Origin of the sequence: Leptothrix sp. (in: b-proteobacteria), assembly GCF_965250675.1 — a bacterium.
Taxonomy (GTDB): Bacteria; Pseudomonadota; Gammaproteobacteria; order Burkholderiales; family Burkholderiaceae_C; genus Sphaerotilus.
This window is the reverse complement of sequence record NZ_CBDFPH010000003.1, coordinates 143548-163011: the sequence shown is the minus strand read 5'-3', so window position 1 is coordinate 163011 and position 19464 is coordinate 143548. Positions and strand designations below refer to the sequence as shown.

Genomic DNA, 19464 nt, shown 5'->3' with positions numbered 1-19464 from the left:
AACTACCGCGAGACCGCATGAAAGCCGCAGAAATCCGCTCCACCTTCCTGAAGTTTTTCGAGTCCAAGGGCCACCAGATCGTCGGCTCCAGCCCGGTCGTCCCAGGCGACGACCCGACGCTGCTGTTCACCAACGCTGGCATGAACCAGTTCAAGGACGTGTTCCTGGGCTTCGACAAGCGCGCTTACACGCGTGCCACCACCAGCCAGAAGTGCATCCGCGCCGGCGGCAAGCACAACGACCTCGACAACGTCGGCTACACCGCGCGCCACCACACGTTCTTCGAGATGCTGGGCAACTTCAGCTTCGGCGACTACTTCAAGCACGACGCCATCTCCTACGCCTGGGAGTTGCTGACGGTGCACTTCAAGCTGCCGGTCGAGAAACTTTGGGTCACGGTCTACGCCGAGGACGACGAGGCCTATGACATCTGGAACAAGGTCGTCGGCGTGCCGGCCGAGCGGATCATCCGCATCGGCGACAACAAAGGCGCGCGCTATGCGTCCGACAACTTCTGGATGATGGGCGACACCGGCCCCTGCGGCCCGTGCACCGAGATCTTCTTCGACCACGGTGAAGGCATCCCCGGCGGCCCGCCGGGCAGCCCGAACGAGGACGGCGACCGCTACATCGAGATCTGGAACAACGTCTTCATGCAGTTCAACCGCACCGAAGACGGTGTGATGCACAAGCTGCCCAAGCCCAGCGTGGACACCGGCATGGGCCTGGAGCGCATCACGGCGGTGATGCAGCACGTGCACAGCAACTACGAGATCGACCTGTTCGTGGCGCTGCTGGCGGCGGCCAAGGCGGCGGTCGAGAGCGGCGGTGGCAAGGACGTGGATGCTGAATCGCCCAGCCTGAAGGTGATCGCCGACCACATCCGCGCCTGCTCGTTCACCATCGTCGACGGCGTGATCCCGGGCAACGAAGGCCGCGGCTACGTGCTGCGCCGCATCGCCCGCCGCGCCATCCGCCACGGCTACAAGCTGGGCGCGCGCACGCCGTTCTTCCACAAGATCGTGGCCGAACTGGTCAACCAGATGGGCGAGGCCTATCCGGAACTGCGCGCGGCGCAGACCCGCGTCACCGAGGTGCTCAAGCAGGAAGAAGAGCGCTTCTTCCAGACCATCCAGCACGGCATGGAAATCCTGGAGCACGCGCTGGCCGGTGAGACGAAGCAGATCGACGGCAACACCGCCTTCAAGCTGCACGACACCTACGGCTTCCCGGTCGACCTGACCGCCGACGTCTGCCGCGAGCGCGGCGTGACGGTCGACCAGGCCGGCTTCGACGCCGCCATGGAACACCAGCGCAGCCAGGCACGCGCCGCCGGCAAGTTCAAGATGGCCGCCGGGCTGGAATACACCGGCGCCCCGACCACTTTCCACGGCTACGAGCACCTGGTTTGCGACACGGCCAAGGTGGTGGCGGTCTACGTCGACGGTACGTCGGTCGAAGCGGCGCAGGCCGGTGACGACGCTGCCATCGTGCTGGACCACACGCCGTTCTACGCCGAGAGCGGCGGTCAGGCGGGCGACTCGGGCGAGTTGCGCAATGGCACGACCCGCGTGGTGGTGGGCGACACGTTCAAGATCCAGGCCGATGTGTTCGGCCACCACGGCCGCGTGGTCGAGGGTGAGGTGAGGGTGGGTGACGCTTTCAGCGCCCGCGTCAACGCCGAAGTGCGCGCCAGGACCGTGCGCAACCACAGCGCCACCCACCTGATGCACAAGGCACTGCGCGAGGTACTGGGCGCGCACGTGCAGCAGAAGGGCAGCCTGGTGAATGCCGAGCGCACGCGCTTCGACTTCGCCCACAACGCGCCCGTCACGGACGCGCAGATCCGCCAGGTCGAGGCGATCGTCAACGCTGAAATTCTGGCCAACGCCGCCGCCGCCTCGCAGGTGATGGCCATTGATGACGCGCAGAAGTCCGGCGCCATGATGCTGTTCGGCGAGAAGTACGGCGAAACCGTGCGCGTGCTGACCATCGGCAGCTCCAAAGAGCTGTGCGGCGGCACGCACGTCAAGGCGACGGGCGACATCGGCCTGTTCAAGGTCGTGGCTGAATCGGGCGTGGCCGCCGGCATTCGCCGCATCGAAGCCATCACCGGCGACAACGCGCTGGCGTACCTGCAAGGGCTGGAAGCGACCGTGAACGGCGTGGCCGGCACGCTCAAGTCATCGCCCGCCGAAGTGCCGGCGCGCATCAGCAGCCTGCAGGACCAGTTGCGGGCGCTGGAGAAGGAAGTCGCTGCGCTCAAGGGCAAGCTGGCGTCGAGCCAGGGCGATGATCTGGTGGCCAAGGCAGTCGATGTGAACGGCGTCAAGGTACTGGCTGCGTTGCTCGAAGGTGCGGACGCCACCGGTCTGCGCACCGCGATGGACCAGCTCAAGAACAAGCTCAAGACCGCAGCCATCGTGCTGGCGGCGGTGGAGGGCGGCAAGGTGCAGATCGCCGCCGGCGTCACCGCCGACACGGTCGGAAAACTCAAGGCCGGCGAGCTGGTCAACTTTGTCGCTCAGCAAGTGGGCGGCAAGGGTGGCGGCAAGCCCGACATGGCGATGGCCGGCGGTACCGACCCGAGCAAGCTCGACAGCGCCCTGGCTGGTGTGCAGGCCTGGGTCGCCGAACGACTTTGATTCACGACTGAACCCAGGAACTTGACCATGACCATCTCGATGTCCAGCTGCAGCCTGCCGGTGTTCCACTCCGCGCTGTCCAACCTTGATCACTGCCTCGACAAGGCGATCGCCAATGCGGCAGTGCGCAAGTTCGACGTCAACGTGCTGGTGCCCATGCGCCTGGCGCCCGACATGCTGCCGCTGGCGTCGCAGGTGCGCATCGCCTGCGACATGGCCAAGCTCTGCGTGGCCCGGCTCAGCGGCCTGGAAGCGCCCAAGTTCGACGACAACGAAACGACGGTCGTCGAGCTGAAAGAGCGCATCGCCAAAACCCTGGCCTGGATCGCCACGGTGCCCGCCAGCGCCGTGAATGGCACGGAAGACAAGGACGTCACGTTCCCCATCGGTCGCGAGAAAACGCGCACGATGAAGGGCGAGGCCTACCTCCTGCAATGGGCGCTGCCCAACGTGTACTTCCACGTCACGACCGCCTACGCGCTGCTGCGCCACAACGGCGTCGACCTGGGAAAGGTCGATTTTCTGATGGGTGCAGCACCAGCGGCCTGAACAGGGGGCCTGGAATGCTGTTTTGGTTTACATAATATGCAAAGGCTCCTTCTTCTGAGCCTTTGACGGGGCGGGCGCTGCAACGGCGCCCACGCCGGCCAGCTTGGCCGCGACGCTCTCCCACACCGCCCGAATCTCTGCTGTAGCGGCCCGCTCTGCGTGGGCGCAGGCCATCACATAGCCCGGGTCAAGCCCGAGCATCTGCGCAACCTGGCTTGCGATCTCATCCCCGAAAAAATCGCGCCCTGAGCGGTAGTTGCTCAGGCGCTGGCGGGTGATCCCCAGCAGCTTGGAAACCCCGTAATCGCTCTCGATCGAGTGCTGACGCTTGAGTGCGTCCAGAAATTCGACTGTCTTCATTGGCTGGCCCCGGTTGAAACGTCTAGTGACACTTTACGCCCTAGAAAACCATGGGGCAAGGTACAGCGTCGCTTGACTGTCTAGCGACGCTGTACGTATCCTCTCGCCGTCGCTGCGCAATTCACGGTTTCTGACGGCTGGCCCCGTCACCGTGAGCGCAGCGGCCCCCTCCGAGGGGGCAAGGGGCAAGACGGGGCCGGCGCAAGAGGCCATCACCATGAACGCAGCATTCCAGCCGGGCGATCAAGTCCGGTTCACCTTCGGTTGCACCGACACCGAGCTTTTCGGCACGTTGGCCAACCTCTGCCGTGACCGCGCAGGCCGCCCGGCCGCGCTGATCCGCGTCGCAGGCTTCCCGACCTGGAAGCACGTCGAGCCGCTGGAGAACGTCAAGCCCGCCGTCGAGCGCCGCCGGCTGTTTGCGCGGGCAGGGGTGGAAGCATGAAGAACTTCAAGCTCTACAAGCTGACCGACGAAGAAGCCCGCGAAGCCATGGAAGCGGCATGGGAGAAATACGGCGAGTTGGAGCAAGCTGCCGCCTACGAGCCGGACGAAAGCAAGCGCCGCGAGCTGCGCCGCCGTGCTGGCGTCATCCGCGCTGCAGCAGAGCACATTGAGGGCGCCCTGTGAAGGCCGCCATCCTCCCCCTCCTGCGCGCCCGGCCACGTGCCGAGCAGCTGCGGTACGCCGTCTGCCTGAGCCACCCTGACGAAGCATCGGGCTTCCTCTGGTCGGGCATGGCCCGCAGCGTCCTGGACGCGGAAGAGAAGGCCCGCGTGGCCTACCTCTGGGACACCGGCTACGACCACCAGGCCGCCGTGGTGCGCTTCATCAGGCTGGACGTGTGATGGTGATGCAGCTCGTTCGCTCCCACAACTTCGGGCCGGGTTCGGCCCTTTTTCTTCCCGTCCTGGAACACGAGTGGCAAGCCCTCTGGGGCCTGCCGGCGTGGGGCACGCGCCTGTTCATGTGCCTGGCCGCCTTCAGCGACTTCAAGAAGGGCACCGTGAAGACCAGCTACGGCGAGCTGCTGAACGCCCTGCAGCCCGACCAGCCCGCACGCGGCAAGCGGCTCCCCACGATCAGCCTGCAGCAGGTGCGCACGATGCTGGCGGCCTTCGAGAAGCTGCTGATCCTGGCGCGTGACAAGGGCCGGTCGGAGACCGAGCAAGTCCTGTTTTTTCAGATCGCACCCAGGGTCTGGAAAAGCACGTCCACGGAAAAATTGAACAGGGATGAAAACAGCCACAAACGTGCATCAACCCCTTACGCAGCAACGAATTCTTCAAGTTCACAACACGAAGAAAACACGAAAGAGAACAGCTCTTTCAAGAAGAATTTCTTAAAACCCCCTACCCCCAAGACCGCAAGTTATCCACAGACTGAAGCAGTCGAGGGAGGGGTTCAACAGACCCCCCGAGGGGGGTTGAATGAAGCCGCTGCGCGGCACGCCCCCCCGCCGCCTGCCAGCGACGAAGCGCCCGCCGTCGACAGCCGCACGGCAGTCATGCGCGCTCAGGCGCTCAGGGAGCGCTTCCTGCGCTCAAAAACAGACCCCCAAGGGGGTAGGGCACCCACGCCCCCCAAAACGGCTCTACGGCCTGATCCTGAGCAACGCCAGCAGCCCGTAACCCCGTCACCAGTAGGACAAGGAATTCCCCGACCGTTCAAAGAACTTGAACGGCGGTCCACCCCGGCTCTTGAACCGAGCCACCCACCCGAGAACCACCCATGAACCGCACCCCCGCAGAAATCGCCGCTGAGGCACAGCACCTGGTCGACAACTCCAGCCGGCAATTCGTCCCGGCGCCCATCGTCCGCCTGGGCGAACTGGCCGCAGAGTTCATGACCGCCACTGCCGCCGCGCTGGAAACCCTGGCCGTGGCGCAGGCCCGCACGGAACCCGTGGCTCCCGTCCTGGTCGACTGATGACCGCCGCCCGCGAAAACGAAATCGGGCGGTGCCGCTGCCCGGTGTGCGGGTCCGAACAGGCCCGCCTGCGTGTGTCGAAAAAGCTGTTGCCCTACGTGACGTGCAGCGACTGCAAATCGCAGACGTTTGCGCGCGGCGACGCGTCCGACTCCTCGTTACGGGCGAGGCACATTGCCGAGCCGGCGCCGGCACCCGCAATGGCACCGCCAGCGCCCGCACCAGCACCGGCCGCGCCTACCCCCTCAACCGCGCCCGCTGCAGCCCCTGCGGCGCCGGCGCGCAAATCCCTGATGAGCTGGTGAACCCATGACCACTGAAACCGAAATCATCGACCAGCCCGCCCCCGCTGGCGATCCCCTGGCCGCGCTGGAAGCCCAAGCGGCCGCGCTGGAATCTGCGGCCGCGCCCGCCGCGCTGCCCGGCGCTGCGCCGGCCATGAGCACGGCTGATGAGCTGATCGCATTCATGCAGATGGGCCGCATGATCGCGGCGCCTGCTGTCACCTGGTGGCCGCAGTTCGCGGCAGTCTGGAGCGACCATCAGCTACGCCAGATCGCTGACAGCGCGGCCGCGATCATGGAGCAGCACGGCTGGAACATGGGCGAAGTTGCCAGCAAATACGGGCCGTATATCGCCATGCTGTGCGCAATCATCCCGCCGTGCGTCGCCACCTACTTCGCGTTCAAGCAGCGACAGATGGAGCTGGCCGCCGAAGAGCGCAAGCGCCGCGCATGAGCGTCACCAACCGCCCCCAGATCGAGGCCTACATCGGCGCCTCGGGCAGCGGCAAGGGCGTGAGCATCAATCGCCGGCTCGCCGAGCTGGCACCGCCCCGGCTGCTGATCTGGGATCCCCGCGACGAGTACGCCAAGCAGGCCCCGGCCGTGCGCACGCTGCCGGCGCTGGTGGCCGCATTCCGCAAGGCCGGCGCCGGGCCGATCCGCGTGCGCTACGTGCCGGGATCGGCCCTGAAGCTGGCCGACGCCTTCGGGCTGGTGTGCGCGCTGGCGTTCGAGGCGGGCGCGCTGTGCTTCCTGGCCGAAGAGCTGTCCGACGTGACGACACCGGGCTATGCGCCGCCCGCCTGGCGCCGGATCACCACGCAGGGCCGGCACCGGGGCCTGCAGGTGCTGGGCGCGGCGCAGCGGCCATCCCTGATCGACAAAACCTTCCTTGGCAACTGCACCCGCGTGAGGTGCTTCGGCCTGGGCTATGAGGCCGACCGCCGCGCGATGGCACGTGAGTTGGACTGCCCTGATTCGGCCATGGGCCTGCTTCAGACCGACGACACGCCGACCGGCGTGGTGATCCGCTACTTGCAACGTGACAGGCGCGAGAAGACGCTGATCGCGGGCGAAATCCACATTCGCAACGGCAAGTTCACGGAGCGATCAACCCCGTTCACGGGGCGGTGATTCAGCGCGTTTTCCATACGTATACGGGTACGTTGGCGGGGGGTTGTTCGTGACGTTCGGCGGGGGTTTACTGGCGGCTCTTCACCCCCTCAAATCCAGAACGGAACACCCCATGCAAAGCAAAGTCAAAGACGCCCTGATGACGACCGGTGTCGTCCTCCTCACCATTTTTGTGCTCCGCAAGATCGGCCCGGCCAAGCCGCTGGTCGACAAGGCGCTGATGGGCTGATCGACTTCACACCCAAGGAAAACAATGCGCATCATCAAGCTCCCCGCCCTTCAGAACGTCAGCCCGAACACGCGGGTTTCGCTGCGCCTGCCCCTGGGTGTGGTCTACCAGAAGCTGTACTTCGTGTTGGGCACGAACATCACCAAGGCGTTGATGAGCAACATCACGCTGCGCCTCAACAACAAAGAATTCCAGCGCTGGAATTTGGCGACTGACCTGGACGCGCTGAACGCGTACAAGGGCAACACGCTGAACGCCGGTTTCTTCGTGATCGACTTCACCGAGCGCCGCGCCCGTGAAGAAGTCGCGATGACGCTGGGCACCATCGCCGCGTGCCAAGAGGCCGGCGTGCAGGACTTCACCCTTGAATTCGACCTGGGCACCTACGTGCCGGCCGCAGGCAGCGGCATCACGGTGTATGCCGACGTGGAATCCCCCAGCGCGAACACGATCGTGCACCGCGTCATGTACCAACAGAAGGTGATCGCGGCCGCCGCCGAAGAAATGATCTACCTGCCGTTCGGTGCGCAAGGCTTCCAAGTCAAGCGCCTGGTGCTCAAGCACGGCGGCAACCTGGCTGCGGCCCGCGTGCGCCGCGACGGCGTCGAGATCTACGAAGACGTGCCCGTGGCCCTGGCCAACTTCCGCGAACAGGACTTCGGCAACCTGCCGCAGGCTGGCTTCCACATCGTGGACTTCATGCCCGACGTGCTGCAGTCCAACGCGTTCAACACCGCGTTCACCGTCGCGGCCGGCAAGGCCGTGCCGGTGCAGAACCTGGACATTCGCCTGCGCACCAGCGGCGCGGACACGATCGGGATCTACGTCGAAGGCTACGCGCTGAACAGCCAGCTCTGATCGGACCATGCGATGAGCGACTACAACCTTTTCGCCAGCGACGCGAACGCTTACGTGGCCGGTCTCCCCGCTGAGCAACAGACGCTGCTGGGCAATCCGTACTTCATGCCGGGCGATGGTGCGGAAGCTCAGCGCATGAACCCCTACACCCCGGCACCGGTCAACAGCAACCCGGCCGCGCCGTGGTGGGAGCGCCTGGTGATGTACGGCGCCACCCGTGCGATCGACAACGCCATGCCGGGGCAGGTGGCCGGCATTGGCGGCAACACCAACCCCGGCACGTTCTCCGGCCAGAACGGCCGCACGTACCAGAACGGCGCAGGCAACCAGGCCGGCGCCGCGCAACCGCCTGCCGCGCAAAGCTCGACCACCACGCTCATCATTGCCGCCCTGGTCGCCTACTTGGCGATGGCGTGACCTATGGCGAACGGTCAGCAGACGGCGCTGCTCGCCAGCATGGGCATGGCCGCCATGGGCGTGCCCCCTGGCATGCCCGGCATGCCGGGTGGAGGCGCGGCCGGTGGCCTGGGCTTGTCGTTCAACGACGGCTACAGCGGCCCGGCCAACACCGGTGGCATCTCCAACGGCGGGCCGACCCTGGGCATCAACGTGGCGACGGGTCGCGGCACGGCCACGCAGCGCGTGGGCGCTGCAGCGCTGCCCCTGCCGCCTACGGCGGGCTTCAACCCGTTTGAGGTCAGCCAAGCGCAGGCCACGCAGTACGCCTACGGCGTGCCGGCGCTGAGCGGGTTCGACTCCATCACCGGTGATGGTGCTGAGCCGTTCGCGCTGGTTCAGGCGGGTGGCAATACCACCACCTACATCATGCTGGGCTTGATGGTGCTGGTCATCCTCAAGGCCAAGAAAGCGAAATCCTGATGGGCCTCTTGAGCTTCCTGGGAATCGGCAGTGGTGGCAACAAGACCACCAGTGCGCAGACGAGCAGCAACTACGTCTCGACGACGAACACCAACACGTTCGATTCGTCCGACAACAGCCAGTACCTCGACTACAGCACCGACAACACCAACGCCGGCAGCAACCGCAACAACACGACCACGTCGAACTGGTCGACCAACGTCAACGATCAGGACACGTCGACCTGGTCGGATACCTCGAACCGCTCGACCAACGTCTACGACCAGGACACGTCGACCTGGTCCGACACCTCGAACCGGTCAACCACCGTTTTCGACCAGGACACGTCGACCTGGTCGGATACCTCGAACCGTTCGGTCAACGACGCCGACAGCTACGCCAGCACGTTCGCGGACTACTCCAACCGCTCGACCAACATCACCGGCACCGACCCCGGCGCCGTGCGGTTTGCAGAGATCGGCGCGCAGCTGGTGGGCGCGCAGGCTGAAGCCAACGGCGACGCCGTGGGCGTGCTGGCCGGTTTCGGCTATGACGCGCTGCGCACCTCGGGTGAGTCGGTCACGTCCATGTTCGGGCAGGCGCAGAGCAACAGCGCGCAGGCCTGGGGGCACACGCTCGACATCTCGGGCGACACGCTCGATCGCATCTTCAGCAGTGCCGACGGCACGCTGAAAGCCGCTCAGGGCATCGCCACATCGGCCATGAGCACCTATCAGCCGGCCGAGAACAAGAGCGCGGACGTCATGAAGTACGCCATGTTCGCCATTGCCGGCCTGGTGGCCCTCTCGTTCTTCAAGAAAGCCTGATCCATGGAACTTCTGTCCATCACCCTGACTGCGGGCGAGACCAAGCGTTTCGAGCGGGCAGGGCGCTACTTCGAGCTGATCGAGTCCAGCGGCCCGGTGCGCATCGACTTCTACGAAGCCAGCGGCCGCCAGTCTGACCAGATGGTCAACGCCGTCTCCGGCCTGTTCCTGGAAGACACCTACGGCGCGTTCGTCATCTACTCGCCCACGGCTCAAACCGTGCAGATCCTGGTGATGGAAACCGGCCGGGGCGGTAGCCGTCGACAGCCCGGCAACGTGCGGGTGATCGACAGCAGCGCCGAAAAGACCCTCGCTGGCAAAAGCTACATCGGCACGATCGGTATCAGCGGCACTGCTGGGAATCAGCCTATCGCCGGCATTCGAAACAATGGGACGACACCGCTGGCAATTACCAATCTGAACATTTCTTCAGACACTGCCGCATTGGTTTCTGCAATATCTGGCTCAAACATTGTTGCCGCTGGGTTTTTGGCGACCGATACGGTTTTCAATAAATTGATTGGCAGCCCTGATTTGCCGGTGGGCCAGTGCGACATTTTTGCAAACAGCTACGCAACGCTGGGTGCATTCGATGCCAAGTTTCCAAGCTCAAAATCTCGGCACAGTTATTTGATTCAGCCGGCAGTTCAGAACGAGTTCGATTACTCGAAATCCCCGTTCGTCCTTCCGCCTGGCAGCTATCTGCTTTTCAAGGCATTGACCAACGGCGCAAACCTGAACGTGCGGTTTGAAGTCGAGACGCTGTGAACAAAAAAATAGTGATCGCCGCCGGTGCCGCCCTGCTGGGCGTGCTCCTGGTGCGGTCACAAGCGGACGCCGCCGCTGCTGAATCTGACGACGGCTCCACCGCGCTGGACTACGTCGATCCGATCGGCGCGATCGACCGATTCATGGATCAAAGCAACCTGGACACCGACATGCGAGATACCAACACGCGGGCCTTCCTGAGCATGATTGCAGCCGCTGAAGGCACTGACCTGCGCTCTGACCCGTACCGCGTCTGCTTCGGCTACCGCCACACCATCCAGTCGTTCACGGATCACCCCGCCGTGACTCGCGAATGGACCGGCGAGAGCATCGCGCACCTCGGCAGCCAGTACGCCGGCATGGTGAGCACTGCGGCCGGCCGCTACCAGATCATCCGCGCAACCTGGCTGAGCGCCCGCCGCGCCCTGGGCTTGGCGGACTTCAGCCCGATGAACCAGGACGCGGCCGCGTGCTGGCTGATCCGCAACCGTGGCGCCATGGGCGACGTGCAAGCCGGTCGCATCGAAGCAGCCATCGGCAAGTGCAAAGCCGAATGGGCGAGCCTGCCGGGCGCCGGCTACGGCCAGCCTGAGCGCAAGTTGTCGACGCTGCTGGCGAAGTACGAAACAGCCGGTGGGGTGCTGGCATGAAGGCGCTCAATCTCGGCGACATGCAGGTGTTCGCCATTGCGGCCGCCGTGGGCGGCGCGGCCTGGGTGCTCTGGAAGGGCGCCAGCACCGTTGGCGAAGCCGTCAGCAACGGCGCCATCAACCCGGCCAGCCCGAACAACGTGGCGGCCCGCAGCGTCAACGCGGTGGGTGCTGCTGCCAGCGGCGACGACAGCTGGAATCTCGGCTCCCGCATCTTCGAGCTGATGAACCCCAGCACCGTGGCCGCAGAGCGTGCCCTGACCGAGCCGATCACCCTGCGCCCAGCCGTGCAGCCGTCGAGCGCATCCCTGCTGTTCGGCAACGACCTGCAGCGCCTGGCCGACATGGGCCGCACCGGTGCCAGCACTGCCGTCTATGAGCAGGCCGGCACCTTCGCCAGCGGCAGCGGCAGCGAAGACCCCTACAACCTCTACGCCGGCAGCCTCTTCCGATGAACCGTTTCGTGCGCGACGTGGCCCGCCAGCTGGCCGTGACGATGACCGTGGCATTCGTCATCGGCCAAATCCCCGAACTCCGCGCCTGGCTGCGATCGCAAGCCGGAATGAACTGAAAGCCCCGCATGACGACGATTCAAAACCTAGAAGGCCAGTTCGACGACGACGGCCGCCTGATCGGCCTGGTGCAGCAGATGGCGGGGGTAAATGAGATCCTGCCGATTCAATCCTCGGTGTCAAGGGCTGGAAATTCGGTTGACCTGATGAACCCCGCCAGCGGTGTGCCGGTGCTGTCGTCGGCTGGCCGCGCAATCTCCTTTCGGTCTAACGGCGCTCCACTCATTGCATCCGGCGGCGTGCTCACATCGTCGGCAGGCGCCGGGCAGCGCGCGTGGTACTCAGATATGCCAATGCCAGCCGGCTGCAAGCGCATCAGGGCGGAGATTCGCTTTCGGGCTGGCTCGGGAGGAAGAAACGGGGCCGCGGCACTGATCCCATGGCGGGACAGCGTGACGGCTAGCGCCAATATTCCGCCGACTCCGGCGCACTTGGTTTTCAATCGGTGGGGCTGGTCAATCGGGAACTTGCCGAATACAAACGGCACCATCACCAACTACAAGACCGGTCGGTACAACAAGGCGCTGGACGTTGACAAGTGGTACACGGTCGAGCTTTCGCTTGATGGCGGGAAGGCATACATCCTGTTGCCAGATGGCACGACCGCGGTTGGCGAGAACCCGGCCATTGCGGACGTGGTTTGTGCGTACCCGGGCGTCGAGTTCTACCAGTTCGATGGAGCGACCGACGATGTTGTAGAGATTCGACGCGCTTGGTTCAGCGATGGCGATCAAGCGGTCGAGGCAGCGCCGGCCATGACAGCCGGGATGCTGGACATTCCGCGCAGACCGACCGCACTGCAACTCACCAGCCTGACCAGCACAGCCATCGGGACCAGCGCGGCCATCATCGACAGCGCGGCGGTGTGCCCGGTCTACAGCGGCCCCACGGGGGCAGCCAACGTGATTTGCCGGTTCACCGGCTGGGTCAACCTGGCGGCCGGGCGCAGCCTGATCCTGGCGCCCCGATTCGTGGACATTGACGGGGGCGTGGTGGCGCAGCCCTACATGTTCGGCTACACCGCGCCGGACGTCGCCGCCTATGCGGGTCCGTTCACGCTGGAGATGGTGCAGGCCGTCGCATCCTCAAAACCGGTCAACTGCCAACTGTGGGCCAACAGCGCTGGCCCAGGGGGCAGTTCAGGCGACTCCTTCAGCATTGCAGCCAATAAGCCCATCACGATGCAGTTCATCCCTCTGGGCTAGGTTATGCCGCTCCACTTCCACTGCAACTTCAAGGTTTCCGAGACGTTGTCCAAGATGGGCATTAAGTGAACCTTCGAGACACCTCTCAGCCAAAGCAACCTAAGCAACTCTCCTGCTTCGCTGTGTGCAAGGGTGAGCTTCTTGATTGCGCCTGGCTGTGCGTAAGTTGCTATGTCGGGCCACACCCCCTTCTCCGCGAAATGAGCGTGCCCAAAGTCGTCCCCATCGGAGAAGTAGGTAAGGGTGCCGTGTTGTGCATGCAAATAGGGCAACTCGGACCGATGTACAGGAACTTCCTTGAAGTTGGCGCCGATGCGCGTTCTATTGATTGCCCAGACGGCGAGGCGTTCGTCGGCCACCGAACTGGCTTCTGGCACAGCCGCGGCAGCGAAATATGCGGCCACTTGGCCGCTCCCGCTCCAGTCAAGCAGGCTGGTGGGCATCCCGTGGTGTTGAGCCATCGCAGTGAGCGCATCGGGAGCAGACACTCCGGTGAGGCGCATTGGCGGTCCCTGTTCCAAAAGGCGGATCAGAGGAAGTTCTCCAGGGATTCGGCGGACGTATTGACCAGCAGAGTTCGCCAAGTCTGCAAACTCTCTGCAGATTTTCTGCTCAATGGCTGCAGTGGCCAACGCAATCCGGAGTCGATTCGAGGTTTCGGCAGAAATTGGCGACGTCGCTGGGAAGCACGGCGTGAGGCACAACGGATCAACGGTATCGACAGCGCTCCTTACAAGCTTCGTCATCAGAGCGTCGGTGGGTCGCCATGCGGAGGGCAACAACGGCCATTCGGACCGCAGCTGACCGCGGAATACCCAAGGCGTCTTCCACTGCTGTCTGTCAACCCAGCGTTCAGGTTGCAAAGCAAGCAAAAAGTCGGCTGCACTCGTGAAGTGCTCCACCGAGAGTTGGGTAGAAGTGTCCCCGCCCATGTTCAGTTTTCCCAAATGTTATTCGTCGCGGAACGCTAACCCATCTTTTGCAGCCCGTGCCACCAGCCTCGCCAAATTTCCAAGCCCCTGCCGGTGAGTATTGAATCCCCCCCACCCACAAACCACTATCAATGAGCAAAATCATCTACCGACTTCGTGAACCCTCGACCTGGGCCGGCATGGGCCTGATCTGTCAGAGCCTGGCCGCGCTGCTGGCCAGCAAGGGCGCAGACCCGCAGGCGTGGGCCGGCGCGCTGGCCGGCGCCGCAGCTGTGCTGATGAAGGAGGGCGCCCGATGAATGAAATGCTGGTGAAGATCGGCGTGGCGCTGGCCGGGCTGCTGATCGGCTGGACGGGCAACGCCCTGACGCTGGGCGGCCGCGTCGACGCCATCGAGCGCACGCTGATGCGCATCGAACAGCGCCTGGATGCCAAAGCGTCAATCGCCCATCCGGGGGATGCCGTCGCTGCTGCAGATGTGCACCAATCCGGGCGAACAACTCAGGTGAGCCATGGACCCCATTACAACCATCGTGACCATGATGATGCAGAACCCCGCAGTGCTGCAGCAGGGGATCAGCGAGTTCAACAAGCCCGGGCAAGTGCAGGCGCTGTCCCTGGACGCCAGCGTGATCGACTTCGCACAGCAGACGCTGAAGTGCTACCACCGCACGGCGCGCTTTGTTGACGCTGACGTGATCGGCGGCCCGTGGCCCCAGCATGAGAAGTACGGCGCCACGTCGTCGATCGTCATGCGCATCAAGTTCGCGGGCGGCTTCACAGCCACGCCCTACGAAATGATCGTCGCCGCCATGGCGAAGGAGGGCGCTTACCGGGCGGCCGTCCTGCAGGACAACGCCGTGGTGCCGCCGAACAAGAATTGCCAGCTCACTGGCTGGGTGGCACTCAACCCCTGACCCGGCGCGGCCGCAGCTGCACCACCTCTGCAGACACCAAGGGCAGACGCCCCGGCGCCATCATCGTCGGGGCGTTTGCGCTTTCAAACGTGGCGTGGTGCAGCACGCGGGCCAGCTCGCCGCGCACGCGCTGCAACTCACGCTCCAAGCCGCGCACCTGGTTGCCGTAGATCTGCGCGGCCTGGTGCAGGTGGCAATCCAGCGCCGACAGTCCCCAGCGCGACACCCAATACAGCGCGAGGCACGCCGCCCGCGGCGCCTCGTCATCGGCGAGCCAGCGTTTCAGCGTGCGCTCTGAGACACCCAGCGCGGCAGCGGCCGCAGCGGGAGAGCATGCAAGATCGTCCACGATAATGGACAACTTCGGCGTGTGTTTGGGGATGAGGTGGATTGACATGAATCAATCATCCCCGGCTCAGATAAGGGCAAATCGAGTGAAATCGCGGGACTTAACAGAAGATAGCAAAGCGCCAAGTGCGATCGCAGGGCGCGTGCGGGCACGTAGTCGGGTTGACATAATATGCATTGGCATGCATTTTTAGACGCTGGTGCACATGAATATCATCATCCTCGATGACTATCAGGACGCGGTGCGCAAGCTGTCCTGCGCGTCACTGCTTGAGCCTCACACGCCCAAGATCTTCACTAATACGGTCAAAGGCATTGGTCAACTCTCGATCCGACTCAAGGACGCGGAAGTTCTGGTGTTGATTCGTGATCGGACGCAGTTTCCGCGTCAGTTGCTGGAAAAATTGCCGCGCTTGCGGCTGATTTCGCAAACCGGCCGTGCGGGATCTCACATCGACATTGAAGCCTGCACCAAGCTGGGCATTGCGGTGGCCGAAGGCGTGGGCTCACCGGTGGCGCCGGCTGAATTGACGTGGGCGCTGATCATGGCGTCCATGCGGCGCCTGCCGCAGTACATCAGCAACCTCAAGCACGGTGCGTGGCAGCAATCGGGTCTGAAAGCCGGCTCGATGCCACCTAATTTCGGCCTCGGCATGTTGTTGCAAGGCAAGACGCTGGGCATTTGGGGCTACGGCCGTATTGGACAGTTGGTGGCGCGCTATGGCCAGGCGTTTGGCATGACGGTGCGCATCTGGGGCAGCGAAGCCAGCCGCCAGCGTGCCGCTGCCGATGGTTTGAGCGTTTTTGCGTCACGTGCCGAATTGTTCGAGACCAGCGACGTGCTGAGTGTGCACCTGCGCTTGGCAGACGCCACGCGGGCCTGCATTGGTCCGGAGGACTTGGCGCGGATGAAGCCGACAGCGCTGTTCGTGAACACCTCACGCGCGGAACTTTTGCAAGACAGTGCACTGGTGGGTGCTCTCAACCGCGGCCGGCCCGGCATGGCTGCGGTAGACGTGTTCGAAAGCGAACCGATCCTGCAAGGCCACCCACTGCTGCGGCTGGAAAATGCAGTGTGCACGCCGCACATCGGTTATGTCGAGCAGGACAACTACGACCAGTATTTCGCAGCGGCGTTCGAGAACGTAGCGAATTACCTCAAGGGTCAGCCAACAAATATCGTCAACCCTGAAGCGCTGAGTCTGGTGCGGCCCTGATGTAGCGGATGCCGGCGCGACGTCAAAACGGCGTCAGCGCGGGCTTTCAAAGAAAATGTAGTTACTGCCGTAGTCGCTGACTTCGAAGTAGACGCGCTTCTCGCCGCCATCGACCGTGTTGTTGAGGTTTTCATCGAGCACACCGTAACCGTAGCGATACGGCCGCGGTTTGTTGTCATCGGTGCCGTAAGCGGTGCTCATCTTGTCGATTCTGATGAATCGACGCACCACTTTGTCGCCAGCGTAAATTTCCATCACGCCGTTGGTACCGGTCCAGTTCTGGATGCTGCGGCGGATCTCGTTCTGCTTTTCCTGGGTGCAACCCACCAACAGCAAGCCGGCAGCGAGTGCCGTCATCAAATGAGGAATGCTGCGCATCAAAGGGCTCTCAGGTGGTGCCAAAAATCTTGTCGCCCGCATCGCCCAGGCCGGGAATGATGTAGCCGTTTTCGTTGAGATGGCTGTCGATGGCCGCCGTCCAGCAGCGCACGTCCGGATGTGCCGCCTGCAACGCGGCGATGCCCTCGGGTGCGGCGACCAGCACCAGCGCGCGCACGTCCTTGCAGCCGCGCGCCTTGAGCAGGTCGACGGTGGCGATCATGGAACCAGCGGTAGCCAGCATCGGGTCGATGATGAGCGCGGTGCGCTCGGCCAGATGGCCAACGAACTTGTCGAAATAGCGCTCAGGCTGCAGCGTCTCGTGGTTGCGGGCCACGCCCACCACGCTGACCTTGGCGTTGGGGATCATGTCGAGCACGCCGTCGAGCATGCCCAGCCCGGCGCGCAGGATGGGTACCACCGTGACCTTGCGGCCAGCGATGCGCTCGATCTCCACCGGCCCGTTCCAGCCTTCGATCGTGGTGGTCTCGAGCGGAAAGTCAGCCGTGGCCTCGTAGGCCAGCAACCGGCCGAGCTCACCGGTCAGCTCACGGAACTTCTTGGTCGAGATGTCACCTTCGCGCAGCAAACCGACCTTGTGACGCACCAGCGGATGTTGAACGGCGATGACAGGCATGGCTCAGGACCTCAGTTCTTGCGGCTGCGCTGGCGCAGCGCTTCATACAGGCACACGGCCGAGGCCACCGATACGTTAAGGCTTTCAACTGCGCCGTGCATCGGGATGTGCACCAGCTCGTCGCAGGTTTTGCGCGTGAGTTGCCGCATGCCCTGCCCTTCGGCACCCAGCACCAGGGCGACCGGACCGGTCAGGTCGATGTCGTATATCGACTGTTCGGCGTCGTCGCTGGTGCCGATGACGCGGATATCGCGTTCCTTCAACTCGCCCAGCGTGCGCGCCAGGTTGGTGACCATGAAGTACGGCACCGTTTCGGCCGCCCCGCTGGCGACCTTGGCCACGGTGGCATTGACGCCCACTGCATGGTCCTTGGGCGCGATCACGGCCTGGGCGCCAGCGCCATCGGCCACGCGCAGGCAGGCGCCGAGGTTGTGCGGATCGGTCACGCCATCAAGCACCAGCAGCAGAGGCTCGTTGGGCACGGCGTCGAGCAGGTCATCAAGCGAATGGTTCTGGGCCAGTTGCGTGACGCGCGCCACCACGCCCTGATGGCGCGAACTACCGGCCAGCTGGGTCAGGCGGGTGTCGTCGCTCTCGATCAGCTTGACACCGGCGTCCTTGACGCGGGCGGTGAACTGGCGCATGCGCGCATCGCGCCGGGTGGCGTCGACATGGATTTCGCGGACGGAGGCCGGCGCCATCTTGAGGCGCACGGTGACGGCATGGAAGCCGAAAAGAAGGGTTGCAGACATGGCGGTGATGGTAACGGTCGATAGAGGCCGGTCGGGCCGATCAAGCCACCATGCGGCCCGCGTCCAGCCGGATCTGCCGGTCGCAGCGCGCAGCAATCGCCGGGTCGTGTGTGACCAGCACCAGCGTCGTGCCGGCCTCGCGGTTGAGTTCCAGCATGAGCTGCATCACAGCCTCGCCGGTGGCGTGGTCGAGGCTGCCGGTGGGCTCGTCGGCCAGCAGCAAGGCCGGGCGCACGACAAACGCCCGTGCCAGCGCGACCCGCTGCTGCTCGCCGCCCGACAGCAGACGCGGATAGTGGCCGAGCCGCTCGCCCAGGCCGACGCGGCGCAGCATGTCGGCAGCCATGCGCCGGGCGTCGCGCTCACCGCGCAACTCCAGGGGCAGCATGACGTTCTCCAGCGCCGTCAGATGCGCCATCAGCTGGAAGCTCTGGAAGACGAAACCGACCTTCTCGCCCCGCACGGCGGCGCGTGCATCTTCATCCAGCGCAAACAGATCGACGCCGGCGAGCCTGACGTGGCCCGAACTCGGCACATCCAGCCCCGCCAGAATCCCCAGCAGCGTGCTCTTGCCCGAGCCGGAGGCCCCGACGATGGCCACCGATTCCCGCACCGACAGCGTGAAGCTGATCTGATGCAGTATCGTCAGCAACCCGCCCGCATCGCTCACCTGCTTGGTGACGTCCTGAACTTCAATAATGGTTTCACTCATGTCCGCTCGCCGTGTTGGCACCCCTGGTCTCATGCGTCTTCGCACGCGACGCGAATGTATCTCGCTTGGCGTCGGGGCACTGATCGCAGGCTGTCTTGGCAGCACGGCAGTGCCGGCTTCTGCCGCAGCCAAGTCCCCTGCACCACGCAAGATCCTGATCGTGGGCGACAGCCTGTCGGCCGAGTACGGCCTGCAGCGTGGCAGCGGCTGGGTGGCGCTGCTGCAGGCGCGCATCGACCAGCAGAAGCTGGGCGCCACGGTGATCAACGCCAGCATCAGCGGCGACACCACCTCCGGTGGACGATCGCGCCTGCCGGCGCTGCTCAAGCAACACCAGCCCAGTCACGTGGTGATCGAGTTGGGCGGCAATGACGCGCTGCGCGGCCTTCCGCTCAGCATGACCGAGGCCAATCTGCGTGCCATGAGCCAGGCCAGCAAGGCGGTGGGCGCGCATGTCATGATCGTCGGCATGCAATTGCCGCCCAACTACGGCGCGGCGTACGGACGCGACTTTGCGGCCCTGTTTCCCAAGGTCGCAAAGGCCGATGGCGCCGCGCTGGTGCCGTTTCTGTTGGCAGGCGTGGCAGATGACGCCGACTCGCTGCGTTGGTTTCAGGCCGACCGCATCCACCCCAATGAAGCGGCACACCCGCGCATCATGGAAAACGTCTGGCGGGTGATGCGACCCTGGCTCAAGGCCTGA

27 protein-coding genes are annotated in these 19464 nt (G+C 64.3%); 20 read left to right on the top strand and 7 right to left on the bottom strand.

From position 1 onward, the window contains the following. The first annotated feature begins 17 nt into the window (after window positions 1–17). Window positions 18–2645: an alanine--tRNA ligase gene (gene alaS, locus AC5IG3_RS06260; RefSeq protein WP_491905425.1), complete on the top strand. Its 2628-nt coding sequence runs from the start codon at window positions 18–20 to the stop codon at window positions 2643–2645. Window positions 2646–2672: 27 nt separating this feature from the next. Beyond that, a complete protein-coding gene (locus AC5IG3_RS06255) occupies window positions 2673–3194 on the top strand; it encodes a DUF1993 domain-containing protein (RefSeq protein WP_491905424.1) in 522 nt (173 codons plus the stop codon). Between the two features lie 27 nt (window positions 3195–3221). On the opposite strand, the gene AC5IG3_RS06250 is transcribed toward AC5IG3_RS06255, so the two are convergent. Next, on the bottom strand, window positions 3222–3554 hold the full coding sequence (locus tag AC5IG3_RS06250) for a DUF3693 domain-containing protein (RefSeq protein ID WP_491905423.1): 333 nt from the start codon (window positions 3552–3554) through the stop codon (window positions 3222–3224). Window positions 3555–3771: 217 nt separating this feature from the next. Here AC5IG3_RS06250 and AC5IG3_RS06245 point away from each other — a divergent pair, with 217 nt between their 5' ends. The 14 genes from AC5IG3_RS06245 to AC5IG3_RS06180 all read left to right on the top strand — a co-directional run bounded on the left by AC5IG3_RS06245 (window position 3772) and on the right by AC5IG3_RS06180 (window position 12868). After that, a complete protein-coding gene (locus AC5IG3_RS06245) occupies window positions 3772–3999 on the top strand; it encodes a hypothetical protein (protein WP_491905422.1) in 228 nt (75 codons plus the stop codon). Then, complete coding sequence (locus tag AC5IG3_RS06240) at window positions 3996–4184, top strand: hypothetical protein (protein WP_491905421.1); 189 nt, start codon at window positions 3996–3998, stop codon at window positions 4182–4184. Before AC5IG3_RS06245 ends, AC5IG3_RS06240 begins: the two co-directional genes overlap by 4 nt. A 217-nt stretch (window positions 4185–4401) precedes the next feature. Beyond that, window positions 4402–5289, top strand: coding sequence for a hypothetical protein (locus AC5IG3_RS06235; RefSeq protein WP_491905420.1), 888 nt, complete (start codon window positions 4402–4404; stop codon window positions 5287–5289). Next, entirely contained in the window at window positions 5286–5483 is a 198-nt protein-coding gene (locus AC5IG3_RS06230; protein ID WP_491905419.1) for a hypothetical protein, read from the top strand. Before AC5IG3_RS06235 ends, AC5IG3_RS06230 begins: the two co-directional genes overlap by 4 nt. A 309-nt stretch (window positions 5484–5792) precedes the next feature. Next, the gene (locus tag AC5IG3_RS06225; protein ID WP_491905418.1) at window positions 5793–6221 is read left to right on the top strand and encodes a hypothetical protein; all 429 of its coding nucleotides are present in this window, start codon (window positions 5793–5795) and stop codon (window positions 6219–6221) included. Beyond that, a complete protein-coding gene (locus AC5IG3_RS06220) occupies window positions 6218–6901 on the top strand; it encodes a hypothetical protein (protein ID WP_491905417.1) in 684 nt (227 codons plus the stop codon). The genes AC5IG3_RS06225 and AC5IG3_RS06220 overlap by 4 nt, the downstream gene beginning before the upstream one ends. 253 nt (window positions 6902–7154) lie before the next feature. Then, window positions 7155–7988 carry a major capsid protein P2 gene (locus AC5IG3_RS06215; RefSeq protein WP_491905416.1) on the top strand — a complete coding sequence of 278 codons (834 nt, stop codon included), beginning with the start codon at window positions 7155–7157 and terminating at the stop codon, window positions 7986–7988. Between the two features lie 12 nt (window positions 7989–8000). After that, window positions 8001–8405, top strand: coding sequence for a hypothetical protein (locus tag AC5IG3_RS06210; protein WP_491905415.1), 405 nt, complete (start codon window positions 8001–8003; stop codon window positions 8403–8405). 3 nt (window positions 8406–8408) lie between these two features. Further along, window positions 8409–8867: a hypothetical protein gene (locus AC5IG3_RS06205; RefSeq protein ID WP_491905414.1), complete on the top strand. Its 459-nt coding sequence runs from the start codon at window positions 8409–8411 to the stop codon at window positions 8865–8867. Continuing rightward, entirely contained in the window at window positions 8867–9673 is an 807-nt protein-coding gene (locus AC5IG3_RS06200) for a hypothetical protein (RefSeq protein ID WP_491905413.1), read from the top strand. Before AC5IG3_RS06205 ends, AC5IG3_RS06200 begins: the two co-directional genes overlap by 1 nt. Window positions 9674–9676: 3 nt before the next feature. Beyond that, a complete protein-coding gene (locus tag AC5IG3_RS06195; RefSeq protein WP_491905412.1) occupies window positions 9677–10441 on the top strand; it encodes a hypothetical protein in 765 nt (254 codons plus the stop codon). Then, a complete protein-coding gene (locus tag AC5IG3_RS06190; RefSeq protein ID WP_491905411.1) occupies window positions 10438–11091 on the top strand; it encodes a glycoside hydrolase family 24 protein in 654 nt (217 codons plus the stop codon). Before AC5IG3_RS06195 ends, AC5IG3_RS06190 begins: the two co-directional genes overlap by 4 nt. Continuing rightward, on the top strand, window positions 11088–11546 hold the full coding sequence (locus AC5IG3_RS06185; protein WP_491905410.1) for a hypothetical protein: 459 nt from the start codon (window positions 11088–11090) through the stop codon (window positions 11544–11546). Before AC5IG3_RS06190 ends, AC5IG3_RS06185 begins: the two co-directional genes overlap by 4 nt. A gap of 125 nt (window positions 11547–11671) precedes the next feature. Next, window positions 11672–12868 carry a hypothetical protein gene (locus AC5IG3_RS06180; protein WP_491905409.1) on the top strand — a complete coding sequence of 399 codons (1197 nt, stop codon included), beginning with the start codon at window positions 11672–11674 and terminating at the stop codon, window positions 12866–12868. Here the strand turns inward: AC5IG3_RS06180 and AC5IG3_RS06175 are convergent. Then, window positions 12865–13815, bottom strand: a complete 951-nt coding sequence (locus tag AC5IG3_RS06175; protein ID WP_491904832.1) for an FRG domain-containing protein — start codon at window positions 13813–13815, stop codon at window positions 12865–12867. The two genes, AC5IG3_RS06180 and AC5IG3_RS06175, sit on opposite strands and share 4 nt — an antisense overlap. 116 nt (window positions 13816–13931) lie before the next feature. Here AC5IG3_RS06175 and AC5IG3_RS06170 point away from each other — a divergent pair, with 116 nt between their 5' ends. Then, window positions 13932–14099, top strand: a complete 168-nt coding sequence (locus AC5IG3_RS06170; protein WP_491905408.1) for a hypothetical protein — start codon at window positions 13932–13934, stop codon at window positions 14097–14099. A 213-nt stretch (window positions 14100–14312) separates the two neighbouring features. Continuing rightward, entirely contained in the window at window positions 14313–14717 is a 405-nt protein-coding gene (locus AC5IG3_RS06165; RefSeq protein ID WP_491905407.1) for a hypothetical protein, read from the top strand. Here the strand turns inward: AC5IG3_RS06165 and AC5IG3_RS06160 are convergent. Further along, window positions 14707–15114, bottom strand: coding sequence for a hypothetical protein (locus AC5IG3_RS06160; RefSeq protein WP_491905406.1), 408 nt, complete (start codon window positions 15112–15114; stop codon window positions 14707–14709). The two genes, AC5IG3_RS06165 and AC5IG3_RS06160, sit on opposite strands and share 11 nt — an antisense overlap. A gap of 157 nt (window positions 15115–15271) precedes the next feature. On the opposite strand from AC5IG3_RS06160, the gene AC5IG3_RS06155 reads away from it, so the two are divergent. Then, entirely contained in the window at window positions 15272–16282 is a 1011-nt protein-coding gene (locus AC5IG3_RS06155; RefSeq protein WP_491905405.1) for a D-2-hydroxyacid dehydrogenase family protein, read from the top strand. 33 nt (window positions 16283–16315) lie between these two features. Here the strand turns inward: AC5IG3_RS06155 and AC5IG3_RS06150 are convergent, their stop codons facing one another. Genes AC5IG3_RS06150 through AC5IG3_RS06135 form a run of 4 tightly spaced genes read right to left on the bottom strand, consistent with a single transcriptional unit; the run spans window position 16316 to window position 18761 of the window. Beyond that, the gene (locus tag AC5IG3_RS06150) at window positions 16316–16660 is read right to left on the bottom strand and encodes a hypothetical protein (RefSeq protein WP_491905404.1); all 345 of its coding nucleotides are present in this window, start codon (window positions 16658–16660) and stop codon (window positions 16316–16318) included. A 10-nt stretch (window positions 16661–16670) separates the two neighbouring features. Further along, a complete protein-coding gene (upp, locus tag AC5IG3_RS06145) occupies window positions 16671–17297 on the bottom strand; it encodes a uracil phosphoribosyltransferase (protein WP_491905403.1) in 627 nt (208 codons plus the stop codon). 11 nt (window positions 17298–17308) lie between these two features. Then, window positions 17309–18049 carry a 23S rRNA (guanosine(2251)-2'-O)-methyltransferase RlmB gene (gene rlmB, locus AC5IG3_RS06140; RefSeq protein ID WP_491905402.1) on the bottom strand — a complete coding sequence of 247 codons (741 nt, stop codon included), beginning with the start codon at window positions 18047–18049 and terminating at the stop codon, window positions 17309–17311. A 40-nt stretch (window positions 18050–18089) separates the two neighbouring features. Next, the gene (locus AC5IG3_RS06135) at window positions 18090–18761 is read right to left on the bottom strand and encodes an ABC transporter ATP-binding protein (protein ID WP_491905401.1); all 672 of its coding nucleotides are present in this window, start codon (window positions 18759–18761) and stop codon (window positions 18090–18092) included. A gap of 31 nt (window positions 18762–18792) precedes the next feature. On the opposite strand from AC5IG3_RS06135, the gene AC5IG3_RS06130 reads away from it, so the two are divergent. Then, a complete protein-coding gene (locus AC5IG3_RS06130; RefSeq protein WP_491905400.1) occupies window positions 18793–19464 on the top strand; it encodes an arylesterase in 672 nt (223 codons plus the stop codon).

Bases quoted from the DNA above. Each gene is read 5' to 3' on its own strand.
- alaS (WP_491905425.1), top strand. From the start codon at position 18: ATGAAAGCCGCAGAAATCCGCTCCACCTTCCTGAAGTTTTTCGAGTCC.
- AC5IG3_RS06255 (WP_491905424.1), top strand. From the start codon at position 2,673: ATGACCATCTCGATGTCCAGCTGCAGCCTGCCGGTGTTCCACTCCGCG.
- AC5IG3_RS06250 (WP_491905423.1), bottom strand. From the start codon at position 3,554: ATGAAGACAGTCGAATTTCTGGACGCACTCAAGCGTCAGCACTCGATC.
- AC5IG3_RS06245 (WP_491905422.1), top strand. From the start codon at position 3,772: ATGAACGCAGCATTCCAGCCGGGCGATCAAGTCCGGTTCACCTTCGGT.
- AC5IG3_RS06240 (WP_491905421.1), top strand. From the start codon at position 3,996: ATGAAGAACTTCAAGCTCTACAAGCTGACCGACGAAGAAGCCCGCGAA.
- AC5IG3_RS06235 (WP_491905420.1), top strand. From the start codon at position 4,402: ATGGTGATGCAGCTCGTTCGCTCCCACAACTTCGGGCCGGGTTCGGCC.
- AC5IG3_RS06230 (WP_491905419.1), top strand. From the start codon at position 5,286: ATGAACCGCACCCCCGCAGAAATCGCCGCTGAGGCACAGCACCTGGTC.
- AC5IG3_RS06225 (WP_491905418.1), top strand. From the start codon at position 5,793: ATGACCACTGAAACCGAAATCATCGACCAGCCCGCCCCCGCTGGCGAT.
- AC5IG3_RS06220 (WP_491905417.1), top strand. From the start codon at position 6,218: ATGAGCGTCACCAACCGCCCCCAGATCGAGGCCTACATCGGCGCCTCG.
- AC5IG3_RS06215 (WP_491905416.1), top strand. From the start codon at position 7,155: ATGCGCATCATCAAGCTCCCCGCCCTTCAGAACGTCAGCCCGAACACG.
- AC5IG3_RS06210 (WP_491905415.1), top strand. From the start codon at position 8,001: ATGAGCGACTACAACCTTTTCGCCAGCGACGCGAACGCTTACGTGGCC.
- AC5IG3_RS06205 (WP_491905414.1), top strand. From the start codon at position 8,409: ATGGCGAACGGTCAGCAGACGGCGCTGCTCGCCAGCATGGGCATGGCC.
- AC5IG3_RS06200 (WP_491905413.1), top strand. From the start codon at position 8,867: ATGGGCCTCTTGAGCTTCCTGGGAATCGGCAGTGGTGGCAACAAGACC.
- AC5IG3_RS06195 (WP_491905412.1), top strand. From the start codon at position 9,677: ATGGAACTTCTGTCCATCACCCTGACTGCGGGCGAGACCAAGCGTTTC.
- AC5IG3_RS06185 (WP_491905410.1), top strand. From the start codon at position 11,088: ATGAAGGCGCTCAATCTCGGCGACATGCAGGTGTTCGCCATTGCGGCC.
- AC5IG3_RS06180 (WP_491905409.1), top strand. From the start codon at position 11,672: ATGACGACGATTCAAAACCTAGAAGGCCAGTTCGACGACGACGGCCGC.
- AC5IG3_RS06170 (WP_491905408.1), top strand. From the start codon at position 13,932: ATGAGCAAAATCATCTACCGACTTCGTGAACCCTCGACCTGGGCCGGC.
- AC5IG3_RS06165 (WP_491905407.1), top strand. From the start codon at position 14,313: ATGGACCCCATTACAACCATCGTGACCATGATGATGCAGAACCCCGCA.
- AC5IG3_RS06160 (WP_491905406.1), bottom strand. From the start codon at position 15,114: ATGTCAATCCACCTCATCCCCAAACACACGCCGAAGTTGTCCATTATC.
- AC5IG3_RS06155 (WP_491905405.1), top strand. From the start codon at position 15,272: ATGAATATCATCATCCTCGATGACTATCAGGACGCGGTGCGCAAGCTG.
- AC5IG3_RS06150 (WP_491905404.1), bottom strand. From the start codon at position 16,660: ATGCGCAGCATTCCTCATTTGATGACGGCACTCGCTGCCGGCTTGCTG.
- upp (WP_491905403.1), bottom strand. From the start codon at position 17,297: ATGCCTGTCATCGCCGTTCAACATCCGCTGGTGCGTCACAAGGTCGGT.
- rlmB (WP_491905402.1), bottom strand. From the start codon at position 18,049: ATGTCTGCAACCCTTCTTTTCGGCTTCCATGCCGTCACCGTGCGCCTC.
- AC5IG3_RS06135 (WP_491905401.1), bottom strand. From the start codon at position 18,761: ATGAGTGAAACCATTATTGAAGTTCAGGACGTCACCAAGCAGGTGAGC.
- AC5IG3_RS06130 (WP_491905400.1), top strand. From the start codon at position 18,793: ATGCGTCTTCGCACGCGACGCGAATGTATCTCGCTTGGCGTCGGGGCA.